The organism is Treponema sp. OMZ 803 (genome assembly GCF_024181165.1).
In the GTDB taxonomy this organism is placed as follows: domain Bacteria; phylum Spirochaetota; class Spirochaetia; order Treponematales; family Treponemataceae; genus Treponema.
The window spans coordinates 604299-622037 of sequence record NZ_CP051195.1; the positions used below are offsets into that span (position 1 = coordinate 604299).

Consider the following 17739-nt stretch of genomic DNA (forward strand, 5'->3'; position numbering starts at 1 on the left):
GAAATGACTATGCACATTCTTACAATTATTGGCGCTCGTCCGCAATTTATCAAAGTGGCTGTATTAAGCCGCTATATTAGGAACAATCCGCAACTTGGTGTAAAAGAGACAATCGTTCATACCGGTCAGCATTATGATCAAAATATGAGCGATATATTTTTTACTGAAATGGATATTCCTCAGCCGCATTATAATTTACATATTGGTTCCGGTTCTCATGGTAAAATGACCGGTCTAATGCTCGAAAAGATTGAGGCATTACTGTTAGAACTCAAGCCTGATGCAGTGCTTGTCTATGGTGATACTAATTCTACGTTAGCTGGAGCTTTAGCTGCGAGTAAGTTGCATATTCCGGTGGCGCATGTGGAAGCTGGTTTGCGTTCCTATATGATGGTAATGCCGGAAGAACAAAACCGTAGACTTACTGATCATCTTTCAACATGGCTTTTTTGCCCGACAGATACAGCGATAGATAACCTTAAGAAGGAAGGAATTATTTCTACGGGTGGTTTACCGTCTGCGGATAATAAGACTGTGTGCAAAACGGGTGATATTATGTATGATGCCTCGCTTTATTACCGGCAAAAAAATATTCCATTACAAATACCGAGTAATTTTATCTTGTTAACCATTCATAGGGCAGAAAATACTGATGATCCGGTTCGCTTAAAAAGTATTGTAAATGCAGTTAATTCACTATCAGAAAGCAAGTTTCTTTTCCCTGTGCATCCTCGCACAAAAAAAATATTAACAGAACATGGGTTGGATTTTGGAAAACATGTTACACTTATCGACCCGGTCGGTTATTTGGAAATGCTTAAATATGAAGAAGCTTGTGTTGCCGTGCTTACGGATTCAGGCGGTGTTCAAAAAGAAGCTTTTTTCTTTCAAAAGCCTTGTATCACTATGCGTGACACTACCGAATGGGTTGAACTTGTCTCTTCCGGCTGGAATACACTCACGGGCGCTGATACTGGAAAAATCATATCAGCTATTGGGAATATTCATACTCCAGAGAATTATCCTCAGCTTTATGGTGATGGGCATACGGCAGAAAAGATTATGAAGGTTTTACTATGTCAATACTGATATATAAAAAGAATACGATAGACTATAGGAGATTTAATTATGCCAAACTTTGACGTAATCATAGAGAAAATTGAGAGTAATACCGAAGTTATTGGTGTTATCGGTTTGGGGTATGTTGGATTGCCGCTTGCCGTGTCTTTTGCAAAAAAGGATGTACAAGTCTTGGGTTTTGAGAAAAGCTCTAAAAAAGTAGAATTGGTGAATACCGGAAAAAACTATATCGGTGATATAAAAGATGAAGATTTAATCCGTGTAGTAAAAGAAACAACAAAGCTTTCTGCAACAACTGATTTTTCTCGAATTAAAGAATGCGATGCGGTCATTATCTGCGTTCCGACACCGCTTGATCATTTTAAGAAACCTGATATGAAGTTTATCGAACAATCTTGTATAGATATTGGAAAAAATATGAAAGCAGGTACTTTTATTTCGCTTGAGAGTACTACCTATCCGACAACCACCGAAGATTTTATGAAGCCAATTATCGAAAAAGAATCAGGCTTAAAAGAAGGTATAGATTTTTGGCTTTGTTTTAGTCCCGAACGGGTTGATCCGGGAAATAAAGATTATAAGACTGATAATACGCCGAAAGTAGTTGGTGCTTTAGGCGAAGATGCTCAGAAAATTGCAATTGCTCTCTACAGCAAGGCGATTCAGCATCTCTATCCTGTCTCAAGTCCCCGCGTGGCGGAAATGGTTAAAATACTTGAAAATACCTATCGGCTTATCAATATTTCACTTATCAATGAACTAGCTCTTTTAGCGGGTAAAATGGATATTAATATTTGGGAAGTGATAGACGCTGCAAAATCGAAACCCTACGGTTTTCAGGCCTTTTATCCCGGTCCCGGTATCGGCGGACACTGTATCCCGCTTGATCCGTTCTATCTTGAGCATATTGCAAAAGGCTTTAATTTCGATTTAACAATGATAAATACTGCCGGCAATATCAACAATCAGATGCCGCATAAAATGATGAATAAGATTATGTATGCGCTTAATCGCAAGCAAAAAGCAATGAATGGTGCAACAATTCTATTCCTTGGTGTCGCATATAAGCCGGATATTGATGACCCGCGTGAAAGCCCTGCCTTACTTGTTATGGAAGAATGTGCTAAAAAAAGAGCAAATGTCCTGTATCATGATCCGTATATCCCTGAATGTATTGACGATCACGGAAAAAAATGGGTCGGTACGGATTTAACTGATGCCCTATTATCTAAAGCAGATTGCGTTGTATTTACAACCAATCATTCATGTTTTGATATTGAGCATATTGTAGCAAAATCGAGCTTAGTGGTGGATTTACGCAATGCAGTAAAAAGTGTCCACATTGAAGATGGGAAGGTTTTTAAACTGTAATGAGAAGTGATGTTGACAAGCCTGTAATGATTATTGTTTCGACTCTATTTTTTAATCGTATTGGGAATCAATCTTTATTAGAGACAGTGAAACAGTATATTAAAAAATATCATATTGTATTTATTACATCTGCCTCAAAACACAATAATTATTATATGGACGTAAAAAAAGCATTGGATATATTTGGTACAGATATAACTTTTCTCCATGTTTATCAGATACTACCGGCTGTAATAAAATTTCTGCTCGTACCATTTGTTAAAAAACAAAAGAATAAACAAGCGTCTGGAAATTTTGTCAACACTACTTATGGTAAATTGAATATACTTTCTTCAAATCTTGCAGCAGTATTCTTATATCGGAAATTACTTTATGCAATTAAAAAATTCAATCCTTCGGTTATTTGTGCTTATGAAGTTTTTGCAGTGAAACCTGTTTTAAAAGTAAAAAGGAGGTGTAAGCAAAAGAATATTAAATATTTAGCAAAATTCCAAGGAACAGTATTAGGGTTCGATTATCACAAAGTTAGTGATTCTGTTATTTACAAGCGTTATAGTACTGATATTGAAGCATTTAAATTATGTAATCAATTTGATTTGTGTTCGATTACCAATGATGGGACAAATGGTGATAAAGTTTTAGCCTATTTTGGGGTTGATAGAGATAAAATTTTGTATGAACCAAATGGTATTTCGCACTACATTCAAGATATTAAACCGAATATCCGTATAGATAATACATTTGATAGTGTTGAGACGATTAATCTTTTTACACTGTCACGTCTTATTGGATGGAAACGGATATATCTATCCATCGAAGTAATGCATAAGCTAGTTAATATTTTAAAATGTCATCGTTATGCTTTGCATATTTATGGTCATGGTTCCGACTCTGAAATTAAAGCTTTGCAGGGTTTGATAGAAAAATATCGATTGTCCGCCTATGTACATCTTTATGGAGCTGTTGAGCATGATGACTTGATTGATGTATATAATCAAAATCATATCATGGTGTCGCTCTATAAATATACAAATGTTACTAATCCGGTATTTGAAGCGTTGTATCTTAATAAGCCTGTAATAACCCTTCATGATGATAATCTTGACGCTATTTTGAAAAATATAGAGACAGATCGGATATTCCTTTTTAATGATGATGGAGAGGCTTGTATTACGGATACCATATCTACTTTTTTGCATACACAGCATTTTCAATTTTTGAGAGAAAATAATAACGTTTCTGATGTTTTTGATTGGAAAGCAAGAATTGATAATGAATTAACTAAAATACAGGAATAAGTCTTTTTATGATATTCTATCTACAGTTTTTATTTATTATCACAATATTATATTTAGCTGCAACCACTAATAGAATGCTGGATCTTGTTGGATGGTATATCCTGGGGATTTTTATTATCTTTTTGGCTTGTTTTCGTTATAATATTGGTACTGATTATCTTAATTATTTATCTATTTATTCGAGTCTGCAGGACGGATATTCCAATTATAATATAGAGATTGGGTATAAGTATATCAATCTCTTATTTGTTCATTTAAAATTACCTTATGCGTTTAGTGTTTTCTTTTTTGCCTTTTTTACAAATGTATTTATGTTGTTTTTTATAAAGAAACATAGTATAGATCCAATGCTTTCTCTCGTTTTGTATATACTATTGAATTATTATTTCATAACCTATAATGTCGTTCGTCAAATTATGGCGATTTCTATTTTTTTATTAGGCGTAGATTACATTTTTCAGAAGAAGTATTTAAAGTTTATAGCAATAACATTATTTGCTTCTTTGTTTCACTATACAATGCTGCTAGGGCTTATATATCCGTTTTTGAAGAACATTAAACTAAGATCGCTTATATGTATTTGGGGCATTTTACTGCCATTTATTATTTTCCCTGTTCAGACAGTGATTATGAAGGTAGTACCGAATTCTTTTTATTATGCACACTATTTTGATTCGCAGTTTTTTATGAAATCTTCTCAACTTTCTATGCTTAAACTGATACTGCCTAATATTCTTGTAATCGTTTCCTTTATTTATTCAAAATACTTTAATGGACAGTATGAGAGATTCTGGCTAAAACTATTTGTCTTTTCAATTAGTATAGCAAATCTAGCTAATGGAACTAATGTTTTGATGCGATTGAACTATGGATTTCAAATTAGTGAAATTATTTTTTATCCTCTCTTTATATCAAAAATTGCAAAATCGGAAAAGAAATGTATTTGCATTTTATTGGTTGCCTATGCTATGCTTTTTTATATTGGTACAGTTGTCATCCGGGGTGCTCATGGTGTTATACCGTATCAATTGTTATTCTGATATATGGAAATAGTATATGAACGAAATTTTATTATCAATTATTATTCCGGCATATAATAGCGGGCGTTTTTTGCCTGCAACGCTGTCAATGCTTGTACAGCAAGGTCTTGATGATTGTGAAGTTATTATCATAAATGACGGTTCTATTGATTCCACTGAATCTATTTGTCGTGATTTCTCAAACCGTTGTTCAGAAATACGTTTCGTTTCACAAGAAAATCAAGGGGTTTCTGCTGCGCGAAATAGGGGTATAGAAGAATCACATGGTCGTTATTTATATTTTTTTGATTCTGATGACAGTCTTACTGATGGTAGCTTAGATTTTTTTCGTAGTATCTTGAGTCGACATGATGATAATACAACGCCAGAGCTCTTTGTGTTCAGTTATGAACTGCATAGACTTGATGGAGTTGTCAAGCATCTTTTTTCCAATAAACTGCATAAAACAAAAATATATGACGATACAATTAAAAAATATTTTTTTGCAAAGAAAATACCATGGCACATCTGTAGTTGTGTTTTTGATAGAAACTTTATCGTAGATAATAATATTCTCTTTCCCAATGGCATTAAAATTGGAGAGGATATTGTCTTTATGCTACAAGCAATTACTGCCGCAAAGTGTTTGTATTATCATAATCGCTTGTGCTTTATCTATCAAATACGGGCTGACTCTGTGATGCAGGGCTATAAAAGTTATAGTATGGATAGAATGAAGTCATTTGAAATTGTACGGGATGCTATTTTAAAAAATTCCACAGCTTATGCTACGGTTAAAAAAGAAGTAAATTTTTTTATTGCAAATTTATATCTAGCTAATTTAGTTGCGTATATCAAAGCTGATGTTAAAGATAGAAAGATAAATAGTATTTTCATGCAAAATAAATGTTTTTTGTATAAAAGATTGTCGGGAAGATTTATCAATTATGGAGCGCTCTGTATTGCTCGATGCATTCCGCTTCGAATAGTTTTTGCAATTTTGAAATATTCTGTGTAGAGTAAGTAAGGTGGAATGTATAGATGAGAATATTGCATATTATAACGAATACGGAATTGGGAGGCGCGCAATCCGTTTGTATTTTTTTAGCAAATGCAGCAGCTCAAGAACAAAATACCGTTGCTGTAGCTAGTATGCCTGGTGGATATTTATGGGATCAATTACATCCTGATATTATCCGTTACCCGGTAAAAACAATGGTGAAGCCGATTAGCCTCTTTCCAGACATACGCTGTTATTTTGAATTAAAAAAAATTATTAGATGTTTTGGACCTGATATTATTCATTTGCATTCTAGCAAAGCGGGCGCATTAGGTCGTATTGCTGGAATAAAATATAAAGATCGTATTGTCTATACTGTTCACGGGTTTGACTCTATTCGTCTTCGTCATAGAGTGTTTTTACCATTAGAGCGGCTATTACAGCGGTATTGCGCAGCAATTGTTGCTGTTTCATGTTATGATGAAATGAATTTAAAGAAGGAAAAAATATATACTAATGTTTTGACTATTCATAACGGGGTACAGTCGCCTAAAACAGCTGTTTTAAGACCATTTGATAATAGTGGATATAAAAAAGTTATTATGACGGTTGCTCGTATTTCGCCGCAGAAACGATTTGACGGGTTTCTTACAGTGGCATCTCATCATGAAATGCAAGATTTTTTATTTGTGTGGGTCGGCGGCGCGGCAGGAAAAACACTGGATGATCTGCAACAAGAGTATACTATTCCCCCAAACGTGTTACTGTTGGGTGATTATCCTGATGCAAGCTCGCTTTTAGTGTATTGTGATTTATTCATTTTGCTGACGAATTATGAAGGTTTACCGATGACTATACTTGAAGCCATGGCTCAAGGAAAAGTTGTTGTTGCCTCTGCTGTAGGCGGGATTCCAGAACTTGTAGATGATTCGAATGGAATGTTGGTGAAAAACGATGAAGATGCTGTTATGGCAATACATCAGTTATTAGCTGATGAAGAGAAATTAAAGCAGATGGAACAGATATCAGTTTATAAATATCTTAATTATTTTACCTTTGAGACTATGTATCATAAATACGCTGAGTTATATAAAACAATTTTTAACCTAACAAGGAAAGAAGAATGACTATTGCAATAATAGGCGGTTCCGGATTTATCGGAACAAGATTGACTCGACGGCTCTTAGCTGCCGGACATACTGTTAAAATACTTGATAAGCAGGATAGTAAGTATTATCATGAATTACGGGCTTTTGCTGATGTTAGAGATATTGATTCTCTACAGAAAGGTTTAAGTTCGAATATCGAGTGTGTTATCAACTTAGCTGCTGAGCATCGTGATGATGTTGAACCTAAGAGCCTCTATGATGAGGTGAATGTTAACGGTGCCGAAAATGTATGTAAAGTATGTTCGGAATACAGCATAAAAAAAATTATTTTTACAAGCTCTGTTGCTGTTTATGGCTTTGCTCCTTTAAATACGAACGAGACGGGGGCAATAAACTATTTTAATGATTACGGAAGAACAAAATGGTTTGCAGAGGGAAAGTATCGTGCTTGGCTGAATTCCAATACGAATAACTCACTTACAATTATTCGCCCTACTGTTGTTTTTGGCGAACAGAACAGAGGCAATGTGTATAATCTTCTAAGACAAATTAGTTCCGGATTTTTTCCTTTTATCGGTGATGGAAAAAACAGAAAGTCTATGGCGTATGTTGAAAATATTGCCGCTTTTATTGAATTTTCTCTTAATAATACTTCTGGGGAGCACTTATTTAACTATATAGATAAGCCGGACTTTGATATGAATACTCTTACCAAAGAGGTGTATGCTATACTTGGAAAACCGCATCATAAAATTTTTCATTGGCCGTATTGGTTGGGGTATTTTGGAGGTCTTTGTTTTGATCTTCTTGCCAAAATGACTGGAAAAAAATTAGCTATCAGCTCTATTAGGGTAAAAAAATTTTGCGCAAACACCCTTTTTGATTCAATTAATACTCAAAAGACTAGTTTTAGGCCTCCTGTTTCATTGAAAGATGGTTTATATAATACGGTTAAATACGAATTTATTGATAAGGTTCAAGGGCATAATTTTTATAGTGAATAATACCTATAATTTTATACAGAACAACCGCTCAAAATCTTTTGAGATGCAATAATGTTACGAGGTACCTAATAGTTTTGTTTATAGGATCTTAAAGAAATGCGTACAAGTGAAATTGTAGTATAGGATGCATATATCTACAATGGCTTGAGTCTGTCAAAGAAGTTGATGTTACCGCTAAAACATCTTAAAGGAGGTGTTCTAAATGCGCCGTTTAAAAAATATTCTTATCACAGGCGATGCCGGCTTTATTGGGTCTAATTTTATCTGTACCTTATTAAAAAGACCAGATTAAAAAAACCGGCGCTATGCTATTGATTGTACAAAGCTTAAAACGCAGCTGGGCTGGAAGCGTGTGTTTGATTTTGAAACAGGTCTTGCACATACTGTTGACTGGTATTTACAAAATAAAGATTGGATTGAGAATGTCCGTTCCGGTGAATACCGAAAGTGGATTGAAAAAAACTACAGCAGACGTTGATAGCATGATTATGTTATACTTGCAAAAATGAGAGGGTATATTTATGAATGATGAAAATAATGTTGTCGATGAAATATCTTTGCTGGATTTAATTTCCGTATTGTGGCGGTGGAAATGGCTTATTGTCGGAGTAACCGGTTTGATATCGGTGGCTGTGTTTGCTTATGTTTTTATCGGTAAAAAAATGGCGCCTGAAAAATCATATATGCCGGATCTATATACCAGCACGGCTTTTATACGGGTACAGATCGATGCCGGCGCTGCGAGTGATGCCTTGGTGTCAATGCTGCGGCAAAGTAATCCCAGTAATCTAGCTGAATTGGCCGGCAGTGGAATAGTACTTTATATTGCAGGGAGTAATTTATTTCTTGATACTGTTGCCGATGAATTGCATATCGCCGAAAAATATGGGATTAAAAATTCTGTCAAAACAGAGACAAGGAATATAGTAAAGGGTCTGTTTAAGGTAAAGATGGACGAAAAAAGCGGAATATTTTCAGTAACCGCTACGCATATTGATCCTAAGTTTACGCAAAAAGCCGTATCGGTCGCTGTCGATTATTACGAAAAGTGTTTTGCGGAGCTCGGTTTGAATAAGAAGGCTCGAGAAAAAGAAAATTTGGAAAAAAGTTTGGAACAATCCTTTAATGAAATAAAACGCTTGGAGCAGGAAGTTGATAATTTGGAAAATAAAAAATCTCGTTCAGGTGGGGGAGAGAACGTTGTGCCTGCGATAAAGCAAATTAAACGTGAAATTGCTATCCAAGAACAGGTTTACGAACAGTTAAAAGTACAATATGAACTCTTAAAAGTAATAATTGCAAGCGAAAATCCCGCATTTCAAATACTGGCTATGCCGGAAATACCCGAAAGAAAATCAAATCCGCCGCGGACAAAAATATATATCATTGCTTTTGTCGCAGGATTGTTCTTTTCAATCTTTCTGGCATTTCTCTTAAACGCGCTACAAGAAATATGGAGAGATCCTTCAGTTCGCGCAAAATTTTTATCAAAAAAAGAAAAGCACCGCGAGTCATAAATTTGTTTTATCTTTTTTGCGGTCGCCACGCCTTTGTTATTCGTAGCTTCAAATTCTGATGTAGAAGCTATAACCGCTTATCGTTCCTGGAATAGAACAGAGTGTAATGCGGAACGGCGTGGCAATACGCTCCGACGCATATCCGTATATGCCTTGTCGTAAATTTGACTTTTATATTGCGATAGCCGTTATCCCTCCTCTTTAAAAATCCCACAAAATAGTATATGCTTTCTTCATGGGCAATACAAAAACCGACAGAGATTTTCTCTTTGCGCTTGATTATATATTGAATAAAGCGAATCTACGCGAGATTGAAGCATTTGCCGCAGCGGTTGAGCGCCGGCAAGCTCAGCTTGAGGGAGCGATAAACAGTAGCATCCCATTTACTCCGGAAGAAGCAGCCAAGAAAATGTCGGAATCGATCTACGCTTCTATTGATGCAAGTATGGATGGGGTTCGGCATACTTTTCGGGATTATGCCGCCGATATCTTGCAAAAAGAAGCGCCGGAACTTTCTAAGGAACAGATTGGCGAGCTGGTCGATTCATGGATTCCGCAATCGAGCAGGGCGGGCGGTAAAAACCGTCGTGCTTCTTTGGTAAAGAACGGCTCGGTGCAGGGTGTTCCTGCCGATCTGTTATACGAAATGGTTATACAGTTTGTTTCCTATAGTTTGGGAGAAATGCCGGTTGAAACACAGCGCAACCTTACTGCTACAATGCATGATTGGACGGGCTCTTATTGGCGGCGCTTTCCTACCGGAATAAAACAAGAAATAAAAGCTTTTTTGAACGGAGAGACAACATCCGGCGAGTTTCAAGGTCATCTACGTGATATGTTAGGGTTAGCATAAGGAGATTTACATGCAAGAAAACGAGCAGCCGTTCGAGGCGTGGACCGGATATTATAAAATAGAATATCTTGATACTGAACCCAAAGTTACGGAAAAAGAGCTCTTCGATACGGTATTTGCCAAGCTGGAAAAAATACAAAAGCAAGCTATACTCGAAAAGATTAAAAGAGTAGAAGCTCAGCTTGTAAGTCTGGAAGAGGAATTGGATATATTTTTAGCACAAAGGTAATAAGTGTCTGTGCTTGAAGTTTTTCTTTTCATAGTGTAAGCAATATAGAGTATGGCGAATGCTCAGATTTCAATTCGAAGGAAGATATATGACTTTTATCTATTATCCTAAATGCACAACATGCATGAAAGCAAAAAAATGGCTTTATGATCATCATATTGATTATATTGAGCGGCACATCAAAGAAGATAATCCATCTGTCGCTGAATTACAGACCTGGCATCGGCAAAGCGGACTGCCGTTGAAAAAATTTTTTAACACAAGCGGATTGTTGTATAAAAGTTTACAACTTAAAGACAAACTTCCCGGTATGACTGATGATGAAATGTATAGTATCTTGGCATCGGACGGCATGCTTGTAAAACGACCGCTTATTATTACAAAAAATAAAGTTCTTATCGGCTTTAAAGAAAAAGAATGGGAAGAAAGTCTATTATAAGAAGATGTGTTATTAATTTTTGCAACAAAGCAAATGTATGGTTGAAGCGGGTGTTAGATGATTTTCTAGTTACAAATATCTATAGACAATTTTTCACACACGTTTGCTAAAGCTCCATCATTTGTTATTAAAGTCGCATCATTCCTTCTTGCTAATACAGCATAATACATATCATAAATCGAATGATTATTTTTCATTCCTTCTGCTAGGGCTTCTTTCCATAATTCTCTTGTTTCAATAAAATCATCAACCATATCAATTCCATCTTGAACATATTGAATACAATCAATATGAGATATGAGACCTGCCTTATAATATTTCCATAAAACATTTGTAATTTCGGCTATAAACAAATCGGGGGCAATAATCCAAGTACCTTGATTATATATACTCTTAAATGTATTGTCTTTTTCTCTTTGAAAAATAATCTCTATAGCTGCACTTACATCTAAAACTACAATCATCTGTTACGATCATCTCTTATAAAAGACACCGGATCGATTTTCTTAATTTCAGATGCTATCTGTCTCTTTTCAAGTCTATCAATCAATCGTTTACGTCTTCCGATATTTGATTCTTGTTGCTCTAAACTCTTTTCAAGTAAAACTACTACTTGTTGAGCTATAGTTCTATTTTCATTTTTTGCAACGTATGAAATTTTTCTATAAATATCTTCCGGACATTCTCTTACTTGTAATAAAGGCATATAACCACCTCCTGCATATAATATACAGCTATTTGTATGTTATATCAAGCAATTTTTCTAGTAATATAAATCGATTCAATTAGGATACTATAAAGAAAAATGCTTCCCCGCATCTTTTATGCGTGCAGCGTCCGTTCAACATCCGCTTAACCTGTATTTGCGGCTTGTCCGCAATGTCAGGTTGAAGCGAGTGTTAGACGTTATTTTTAAATATAACTATATACTATTTAATTATATTTACTTTTATTTTATCAAACTCAGTTGGTAAAAACTCTAGTTTTATTGAATCGTTAAAATATTCGCTATCAAAGCCTTGTATTATTATTGTTCCGATGAATTTTTCTACATCATATTCTCCTAGACATTCATCAAGAAATAAAAATCCAATCTGACTATAAATTTCACATTCGATCTCAGTGTATCCATTACAAAAAAGAACAATTCCTATTTTACTTTTATCTTCATCTTTTATAAACATAAATCTTATATCATTTGGACAAACTTCTTTATCTTCTATTTTAATTGAATTCTCTATTTCCCTTCTCGGGCGGAATTTTATAAAAGTCCATTCTGATAATTCCGGTTTTAATGAATACAATTTTTCGACTGCAGGAAATGCATCTAGTATTCCATCTGCACTAATTACAAAATCTCTTTTTCCATTTTTTACAGAACTAATTTCAAACGTTAGATCAGGATTTATTTTATGTAATTGAATTTGAAGTTCATTAAAAATTTTTTCCTGATTTATTTCATAATTGTATATTAATTGTGAGTTTTTACAAAACCAACCCCAAAATTTTTCTTCTTTTGTCTTTACAAAACATGATATTAAGCCCATAAGCATAAATCCTATAATAAATATAATTTTTTCATTTTCTTTCTTGTTGCCCATTGGGCAATCCGTCTAACATTCGCTTAATCTGCATTTGTGCCTTTGCCGACGCGCATAGCGGCGGCAAAATTGGTGCGAGAGTTGCGGTGCCGTATAGGCACTTTAAGCAACGTTCGTGTCAAAACAAATATCAGCGTTGAAGTGGGTGTTAGGCATTATTGTTTATATCCGCTGAGCTCCATTATTTGGGATAAATATTTCCAATAATTTTCTGCACTTTTTTTATACTTTTTGATATTTCTCTCATCTAATTTATATTTAAATTTTTCATTAAAGAATAGATAGTTAAAAAAATGATATACAAGTTTCTCTTCTTCTTTTAGTTCCGAATATTCTATTTTTTCTAATAGTGATTTATCTTCTAAAAAAATATATTCTTGAATTCCATGATCTAAATCCATACAATAATAATAAAATCTTTCATCAAATGTTGTAGGATCATTTTTCGTATTTCCCCAAACTAACCATGGCCATATATCAAGTAAAAACTTATTAATTGGTTGCTCATATTTTCCATAATTAAAAGAACCCTGATTCCAATCATTAGTAACTAAATTACCATTTTTATTGAAAACTGCTTCTTCACCAGTTTTTTTTGTATAAACTACATTGTCATTTTCATTTCTCATTTTATGAATATTATTTTCATAAACAAATTTTAAAATATAATTTATTATAGATATATTTTCTTTTGGAATTTCTTTTGTAATATCTATATTTAATTCTTTTAATCCGTCTTTCAGATATTTTTTTAAATCAATTGTATTTTTTGAATCTTTGAATACAGAGATAATAGTTTTTTCTGCAAAGATATTTGAAATCAACAGTAACATTAATGTAATTAAAATAATTTTTTTCATTTTCTCTCCTGCACCGAAGGCGTCAATCTAACATCCGCTTAACCTGCATTTGCGGCTTTGCCGATGCGTAAACGTAAGGCAAAGTTGGCGCGAAAGTTGCATTAAAAGGGAGCCGCAGGCGACCGTTCAAGCAACTTTCGTGACAAAGCAAATGTCAGGTTGAAGCGGGGGTTAGATATTTTTTTTGTTATGAAAAACTATAGTTATTCATAACACTTTTTAGATTATCGAATTTTTCCATATTTCAATAATCTTTCGACATCCTTTCTTATTTTTTCATAGTCACAATTATCATATTCGTTCTTTTTAAATACTAAATGAGGAAGCTCGTCTTGTCCCGGTGATATTCTGTATAAACTTATCATTGCATAATCATCCATTAAAATAACGGCCATAGTTGTATATAAATTTTGTGTGTAAATTTCTAATTTATGATCCCTATTTATAGACTCTTTCTTCAGTTCCTTAATAAAATCATTAATTTTATTTATGTAATAATCTCCTTCATGATCATTTTTCCTTGTTAACACAGAAATTGAGTCCGCCGCATCGGGATCCAATAAAATAAATCTTGTCGTTTTATAACTTTGATTAAATCTTTTTCTGAATAATTCAATATTATTAGCAAAAAATCTTTTACCATCATTCATTACTACTATAACGATTTCGCTTTCGATAAAATTCTCTTCATAAGTATCGTTTTTTAGTGGAAACCCTGATTCAAAACCTTCTAATCCTTTTTTTTCAAGTCTATCCAAAAAAGGAAGATTTTTCTCAAGCAAAGTCCGCAATGTTTCCTCAAAATGATTTCTTTCAAAAATACTTATTATAATTGTGAACAAAGCAGCAGTAATTATAGAATAAGCAATTGATTTACATATTTCAATAGCAATTGGATCCTGTATATAATTATAGGTAATATATAATAAGACCGCACTTACAATAATTAATATCAAAGCAAAAACAATTGTATTTAGTTTATAAGACTTTTTTACCTTCATCTTCATTTATCTCCTTATTATTTTCGCGGTAACGGACAAAATAACTATCGTTTTTTGTCTTTACTAGAATTTTATTTTTTCTCAGTATGAACAAAATTTTTCTTTCTCTTCTGGGCGCCGAAGGCGTCCACATAACACCTTTTCGACCCTTCCTCATAATATCATACGAGCGCCCCATTTGCAATCTAAACTATCGTGGATTAAAACAACTATATCTTTCTTCCATAATATCCGCCGAAATACATCATCGATAGGCAGATTCAGCCTATCTTCACTAACTAGGATACACCTTCGGTTGATAGGGCATGAAAACCGGCTGCAACCACTTTGTAAGAACAGCACTTTGGAGGATTTGCATCGGGAGGGTTGATTGCCTTTGGAATACCTAACCGTAAAACAGCTTCATGCAGGGTTTGCTGAATAACCTAAGGCTCGATATGCTGTTCTCCTGTTTCTTTATTCTGCCATCGACGTGTTTGGAGAAATACCCGCTGCCAGACCTGAGTTTTACCGGCATTAGGATATCTTTTGGCGAGAGCAAATGGAAGCGCCCCTGAATCGAAATCATTTCTACAAAGGCAATTCCGCCACAAGCCATTCACCGCTTTTTTTGTCTTTTCTCATAGTAACTTCGTCCTCACCTTCGTCAGTTTTGCCCTCGTAGGAATATGCGATTTTTATCGTGTAAAAAGCGGTTGCGTCCCCCTTAAGCATAAATTTTTCAGGACTAATTGTAATGGAAATTGTATCGGCTATTCCGTAGAACTGCTTATAAGCCTCATTCATTTCGTCGACTAATATCTCATAAAATGTATTATTCACGATCAAATTATGCCAGTCGTCAGTTTGCTTAAAATAGCTGACAAAGAACGCGGCAAGTACAGCCGATGGCTCTTTTCTATCTTTCCAAGAATTACCACTCAAAGGCTTTCCTCCGTAAGTTGCAGTAACCTCTTTTCCATTCCGCACAACGATGAATGATTTTTCAGTGATTAGCGTGTTCTGCGCATGCAAAACAGTTACTGTGAAAATCATCGCGGCTAGTCTGATGATGTGTTTCATTATTCCTCCTTAACTATTGATTAATATCTATTTGCATTATCAATTTTTTCGCCTCGAAGAGGTCAATCTAACTACCGCTTAACCTGCATTTGCGGCTTGTCCGCAATGTCAGCGTTGAAGCGGGTGTTAGATGATTTTACATAGCACCTGCATATTTTTCTACTATCGTATTTTGTAATAATTGCGAAAAATTCACATTATTTTTTTCTGCAAGTGTATTCACCCATTTAGGAAGTGTTATATTTTTTCTTATACATTTACTTGAATATTTTTCACTATACGAATCCATATCTAAAATAAGCATATTTATAAAACTTTTATTATCAGACAGTTTTATTTTTGTAAGCTCACTTGCTTTTGGAACAGCATTTCCTTCCTCGATTTCTGTTAATATCCACCCTGATGCTGCATCTATTCCCATCTCTATCGCTTCTATGAGAGAAAAGCCACCCGAAACACAACCTTTTAAGTCGGGAAATTCTACGCTATAACTATTATCTTCTTCGCAATATGTTATAATTGCCGGATATGCTAATTTCATTTTATACCCCCTCCATTCCCTTTATTTCAATCCTGCCTGTTTTAAAATCGCTTTCACCGTCCCTATTGGTATATCGCCTTTATGATTTGGTACCGTAACTTTTCCGGATTTTACAGTATGTTTATATTGATTATGAGAACCTTTTGCTGTTACAAAATACCAACCATCCGCCTTTAGTATTTTTTCTATCTCTTTTACTGTCATTTTATATCCAATCATATTATACGCATTATGCGTATAATATCAAGTACTTGATACTTTTTGTTTTTCCAATTCTTTAATCAAATCCGCAATATATTTTTTCTGCATAGTCTTTAAATTCATACATATATATGAAAGTATTTCCATAATAAGATTTTTCATATTCAAGATTTCTGTGAACAAGATTTTTATTTCTGAAATATCACTCCATCACGAATGATGTTCATTATCGGTTATTATTTTCCAAATATTTTTTATGTTGCTATGAATTATAGTTTCAAATATTGATTTTCTTATATCCCTCCACTCCAATGTTGACGGCATTGCCGTCAATCTGTCTAACATTCGCTTAACCTGCAAAACGTACCGGCGTCTAGCCGGCCGCTCTTCAGAGCGGGTTTTGTCAGTCTTGAACTGCGTGTTAGACTTGTGGTATAGAATTAATTATATTTAATTCATAATAAGTATTTAAATTTTCTAATATTCTAATCATTGAATCTTCAAAGCCCATTAAAAGATGATATGCATTATGATTATGAAAATAAATCATTTCAGTAAATTTATTACTCTTTGCATATAGTGATAAGACAGTTGGAACATCAACACCAAACTGCATACTAGTTTCAGAATGTAAAATACTATGTTTTATACTATTAAAAAGATCATTAATAATTCTAAGGAATCCAGAATCATCAGATTTATATTTTTCTCCATCTCCAAAAATGATGGTATGCTCAAAGCAGTCTTTGTTATTAAGAATGCATCCAAGAGAGTCAACTCTTAGAGCATGTTTATCTAATATATAGTTATAATCTACTAATAAACTACTCAACTGCACAAACATATCGATAACAGTTTTCATTTGGAATATAATACTCTCAAGAACTTCTTTATATTGATAGAATATATCAGCTTCTTTATGCTCAAAATTATGCTTAAGAATAGTCATCTCACGGTGTATATAATCAACCTTTCTCTTAATCACGAATATCATAATATCACTATTCATCAAAGAAGGAATTGAAGGTATTGGTGGAAACTTTGCCATATAATCAATTAAAGAATAGCCACTATTTTCTAGATTTAAAGTTTTACTTGATCTACCTGCATCATAATTTACTTCAGAATACTCAGGAATCCAAAAGTTATTCTCAACTATTTTCCACATTTTACCATCAAATATTGGTATTTCATGAGAATTTACATTGTCAATTGGTGGAGGAATTTCTGTTTCATTTGGATAATGAGGTTCTGTATAGTAGATTTCTCGAATATAATAACCATAATAGGGTTCAAACATAAATCGGCAAGGTAATATAATACCTTTTTCCATTAATTCATCCAGTGATAAAAATCTAGAAAAATTCTCGTCAAAAATACGAATATCATGTCCAATTCTCACAATACCATGGTCAGGAATATGCAAAAGACTTTTATCTTTTGCTCCACAAGAGATTGCAGTAACAATATTATTATCAATTTTAAGTTGTAGCATAGGTCTACTATTATTTTCTAGGTCTAACATTCGCTTAACCTGCATTTGCGGCTTGTCCG

General features: G+C 34.0%; 20 protein-coding genes and 2 pseudogenes. 12 read left to right on the forward strand and 10 right to left on the reverse strand.

The genetic code is table 11. The features are described from left to right. Positions 1–9: 9 nt before the first annotated feature. The 12 genes and pseudogenes from wecB to ABH09_RS02835 all read left to right on the forward strand — a co-directional run bounded on the left by wecB (position 10) and on the right by ABH09_RS02835 (position 10919). Positions 10–1089: a non-hydrolyzing UDP-N-acetylglucosamine 2-epimerase gene (wecB, locus tag ABH09_RS02780; RefSeq protein WP_253715119.1), complete on the forward strand. Its 1080-nt coding sequence runs from the start codon at positions 10–12 to the stop codon at positions 1087–1089. Positions 1090–1128: 39 nt separating this feature from the next. Next, a complete protein-coding gene (locus ABH09_RS02785; protein ID WP_253715120.1) occupies positions 1129–2451 on the forward strand; it encodes a nucleotide sugar dehydrogenase in 1323 nt (440 codons plus the stop codon). Beyond that, the gene (locus tag ABH09_RS02790; RefSeq protein ID WP_162662558.1) at positions 2451–3749 is read left to right on the forward strand and encodes a glycosyltransferase; all 1299 of its coding nucleotides are present in this window, start codon (positions 2451–2453) and stop codon (positions 3747–3749) included. Before ABH09_RS02785 ends, ABH09_RS02790 begins: the two co-directional genes overlap by 1 nt. Positions 3750–3757: 8 nt before the next feature. Next, the gene (locus ABH09_RS02795) at positions 3758–4789 is read left to right on the forward strand and encodes an EpsG family protein (protein WP_162662560.1); all 1032 of its coding nucleotides are present in this window, start codon (positions 3758–3760) and stop codon (positions 4787–4789) included. 16 nt (positions 4790–4805) lie between these two features. Then, positions 4806–5786 carry a glycosyltransferase family 2 protein gene (locus ABH09_RS02800; protein ID WP_253715121.1) on the forward strand — a complete coding sequence of 327 codons (981 nt, stop codon included), beginning with the start codon at positions 4806–4808 and terminating at the stop codon, positions 5784–5786. A gap of 23 nt (positions 5787–5809) precedes the next feature. Further along, a complete protein-coding gene (locus tag ABH09_RS02805) occupies positions 5810–6895 on the forward strand; it encodes a glycosyltransferase (protein WP_253715122.1) in 1086 nt (361 codons plus the stop codon). Next, the gene (locus ABH09_RS02810) at positions 6892–7881 is read left to right on the forward strand and encodes an NAD-dependent epimerase/dehydratase family protein (RefSeq protein WP_253715123.1); all 990 of its coding nucleotides are present in this window, start codon (positions 6892–6894) and stop codon (positions 7879–7881) included. The genes ABH09_RS02805 and ABH09_RS02810 overlap by 4 nt, the downstream gene beginning before the upstream one ends. A gap of 295 nt (positions 7882–8176) precedes the next feature. After that, positions 8177–8359: pseudogene (locus ABH09_RS02815) on the forward strand (dTDP-glucose 4,6-dehydratase); the annotation flags it as partial. Between the two features lie 43 nt (positions 8360–8402). After that, positions 8403–9398 (forward strand): GNVR domain-containing protein, encoded by a 996-nt coding sequence (locus ABH09_RS02820; protein WP_162662568.1) that lies wholly within the window; start codon positions 8403–8405, stop codon positions 9396–9398. Between the two features lie 235 nt (positions 9399–9633). Beyond that, positions 9634–10251, forward strand: a complete 618-nt coding sequence (locus ABH09_RS02825; RefSeq protein ID WP_253715124.1) for a hypothetical protein — start codon at positions 9634–9636, stop codon at positions 10249–10251. A 10-nt stretch (positions 10252–10261) separates the two neighbouring features. Then, entirely contained in the window at positions 10262–10480 is a 219-nt protein-coding gene (locus ABH09_RS02830) for a hypothetical protein (RefSeq protein WP_253715125.1), read from the forward strand. An 88-nt stretch (positions 10481–10568) separates the two neighbouring features. Then, a complete protein-coding gene (locus ABH09_RS02835; protein ID WP_253715126.1) occupies positions 10569–10919 on the forward strand; it encodes an arsenate reductase family protein in 351 nt (116 codons plus the stop codon). A 65-nt stretch (positions 10920–10984) separates the two neighbouring features. Here the strand turns inward: ABH09_RS02835 and ABH09_RS02840 are convergent, their stop codons facing one another. The 10 genes and pseudogenes from ABH09_RS02840 to ABH09_RS02885 all read right to left on the reverse strand — a co-directional run bounded on the left by ABH09_RS02840 (position 10985) and on the right by ABH09_RS02885 (position 17710). Beyond that, the gene (locus ABH09_RS02840) at positions 10985–11383 is read right to left on the reverse strand and encodes a type II toxin-antitoxin system VapC family toxin (RefSeq protein ID WP_253715127.1); all 399 of its coding nucleotides are present in this window, start codon (positions 11381–11383) and stop codon (positions 10985–10987) included. Continuing rightward, a complete protein-coding gene (locus ABH09_RS02845) occupies positions 11380–11625 on the reverse strand; it encodes a hypothetical protein (RefSeq protein WP_253715128.1) in 246 nt (81 codons plus the stop codon). Before ABH09_RS02845 ends, ABH09_RS02840 begins: the two co-directional genes overlap by 4 nt. Before the next feature lie 223 nt (positions 11626–11848). Then, on the reverse strand, positions 11849–12520 hold the full coding sequence (locus ABH09_RS02850) for a hypothetical protein (RefSeq protein WP_253715129.1): 672 nt from the start codon (positions 12518–12520) through the stop codon (positions 11849–11851). A 155-nt stretch (positions 12521–12675) separates the two neighbouring features. After that, positions 12676–13380: a hypothetical protein gene (locus ABH09_RS02855; RefSeq protein ID WP_253715130.1), complete on the reverse strand. Its 705-nt coding sequence runs from the start codon at positions 13378–13380 to the stop codon at positions 12676–12678. 224 nt (positions 13381–13604) lie between these two features. Then, positions 13605–14381: a hypothetical protein gene (locus ABH09_RS02860; protein WP_253715131.1), complete on the reverse strand. Its 777-nt coding sequence runs from the start codon at positions 14379–14381 to the stop codon at positions 13605–13607. A 428-nt stretch (positions 14382–14809) separates the two neighbouring features. Next, positions 14810–14956, reverse strand: a pseudogene (locus ABH09_RS02865) (integron integrase); the annotation flags it as partial. Beyond that, positions 14952–15443, reverse strand: a complete 492-nt coding sequence (locus ABH09_RS02870) for a hypothetical protein (protein WP_253715132.1) — start codon at positions 15441–15443, stop codon at positions 14952–14954. The gene ABH09_RS02870 and the pseudogene ABH09_RS02865, both read right to left, overlap by 5 nt. Before the next feature lie 136 nt (positions 15444–15579). Next, positions 15580–15984 (reverse strand): type II toxin-antitoxin system HicB family antitoxin, encoded by a 405-nt coding sequence (locus ABH09_RS02875; RefSeq protein WP_253714792.1) that lies wholly within the window; start codon positions 15982–15984, stop codon positions 15580–15582. Between the two features lie 21 nt (positions 15985–16005). Next, the gene (locus tag ABH09_RS02880) at positions 16006–16188 is read right to left on the reverse strand and encodes a type II toxin-antitoxin system HicA family toxin (protein ID WP_002672316.1); all 183 of its coding nucleotides are present in this window, start codon (positions 16186–16188) and stop codon (positions 16006–16008) included. 418 nt (positions 16189–16606) lie between these two features. Further along, on the reverse strand, positions 16607–17710 hold the full coding sequence (locus ABH09_RS02885) for a hypothetical protein (RefSeq protein ID WP_253715133.1): 1104 nt from the start codon (positions 17708–17710) through the stop codon (positions 16607–16609). Positions 17711–17739 lie beyond the last annotated feature (29 nt).

What these genes read in the sequence shown, in the direction of transcription:
- ABH09_RS02800 (WP_253715121.1), top strand. Translation starts at nt 4,806, where the DNA reads ATGAACGAAATTTTATTATCAATTATTATTCCGGCATATAATAGCGGG.
- ABH09_RS02825 (WP_253715124.1), top strand. Translation starts at nt 9,634, where the DNA reads ATGGGCAATACAAAAACCGACAGAGATTTTCTCTTTGCGCTTGATTAT.
- ABH09_RS02845 (WP_253715128.1), bottom strand. Translation starts at nt 11,625, where the DNA reads ATGCCTTTATTACAAGTAAGAGAATGTCCGGAAGATATTTATAGAAAA.
- ABH09_RS02830 (WP_253715125.1), top strand. Translation starts at nt 10,262, where the DNA reads ATGCAAGAAAACGAGCAGCCGTTCGAGGCGTGGACCGGATATTATAAA.
- ABH09_RS02885 (WP_253715133.1), bottom strand. Translation starts at nt 17,710, where the DNA reads ATGTTAGACCTAGAAAATAATAGTAGACCTATGCTACAACTTAAAATT.
- ABH09_RS02810 (WP_253715123.1), top strand. Translation starts at nt 6,892, where the DNA reads ATGACTATTGCAATAATAGGCGGTTCCGGATTTATCGGAACAAGATTG.
- wecB (WP_253715119.1), top strand. Translation starts at nt 10, where the DNA reads ATGCACATTCTTACAATTATTGGCGCTCGTCCGCAATTTATCAAAGTG.
- ABH09_RS02820 (WP_162662568.1), top strand. Translation starts at nt 8,403, where the DNA reads ATGAATGATGAAAATAATGTTGTCGATGAAATATCTTTGCTGGATTTA.
- ABH09_RS02850 (WP_253715129.1), bottom strand. Translation starts at nt 12,520, where the DNA reads ATGGGCAACAAGAAAGAAAATGAAAAAATTATATTTATTATAGGATTT.
- ABH09_RS02855 (WP_253715130.1), bottom strand. Translation starts at nt 13,380, where the DNA reads ATGAAAAAAATTATTTTAATTACATTAATGTTACTGTTGATTTCAAAT.
- ABH09_RS02785 (WP_253715120.1), top strand. Translation starts at nt 1,129, where the DNA reads ATGCCAAACTTTGACGTAATCATAGAGAAAATTGAGAGTAATACCGAA.
- ABH09_RS02860 (WP_253715131.1), bottom strand. Translation starts at nt 14,381, where the DNA reads ATGAAGGTAAAAAAGTCTTATAAACTAAATACAATTGTTTTTGCTTTG.
- ABH09_RS02795 (WP_162662560.1), top strand. Translation starts at nt 3,758, where the DNA reads ATGATATTCTATCTACAGTTTTTATTTATTATCACAATATTATATTTA.
- ABH09_RS02790 (WP_162662558.1), top strand. Translation starts at nt 2,451, where the DNA reads ATGAGAAGTGATGTTGACAAGCCTGTAATGATTATTGTTTCGACTCTA.
- ABH09_RS02805 (WP_253715122.1), top strand. Translation starts at nt 5,810, where the DNA reads ATGAGAATATTGCATATTATAACGAATACGGAATTGGGAGGCGCGCAA.
- ABH09_RS02840 (WP_253715127.1), bottom strand. Translation starts at nt 11,383, where the DNA reads ATGATTGTAGTTTTAGATGTAAGTGCAGCTATAGAGATTATTTTTCAA.
- ABH09_RS02875 (WP_253714792.1), bottom strand. Translation starts at nt 15,984, where the DNA reads ATGAAATTAGCATATCCGGCAATTATAACATATTGCGAAGAAGATAAT.
- ABH09_RS02835 (WP_253715126.1), top strand. Translation starts at nt 10,569, where the DNA reads ATGACTTTTATCTATTATCCTAAATGCACAACATGCATGAAAGCAAAA.
- ABH09_RS02870 (WP_253715132.1), bottom strand. Translation starts at nt 15,443, where the DNA reads ATGAAACACATCATCAGACTAGCCGCGATGATTTTCACAGTAACTGTT.
- ABH09_RS02880 (WP_002672316.1), bottom strand. Translation starts at nt 16,188, where the DNA reads ATGACAGTAAAAGAGATAGAAAAAATACTAAAGGCGGATGGTTGGTAT.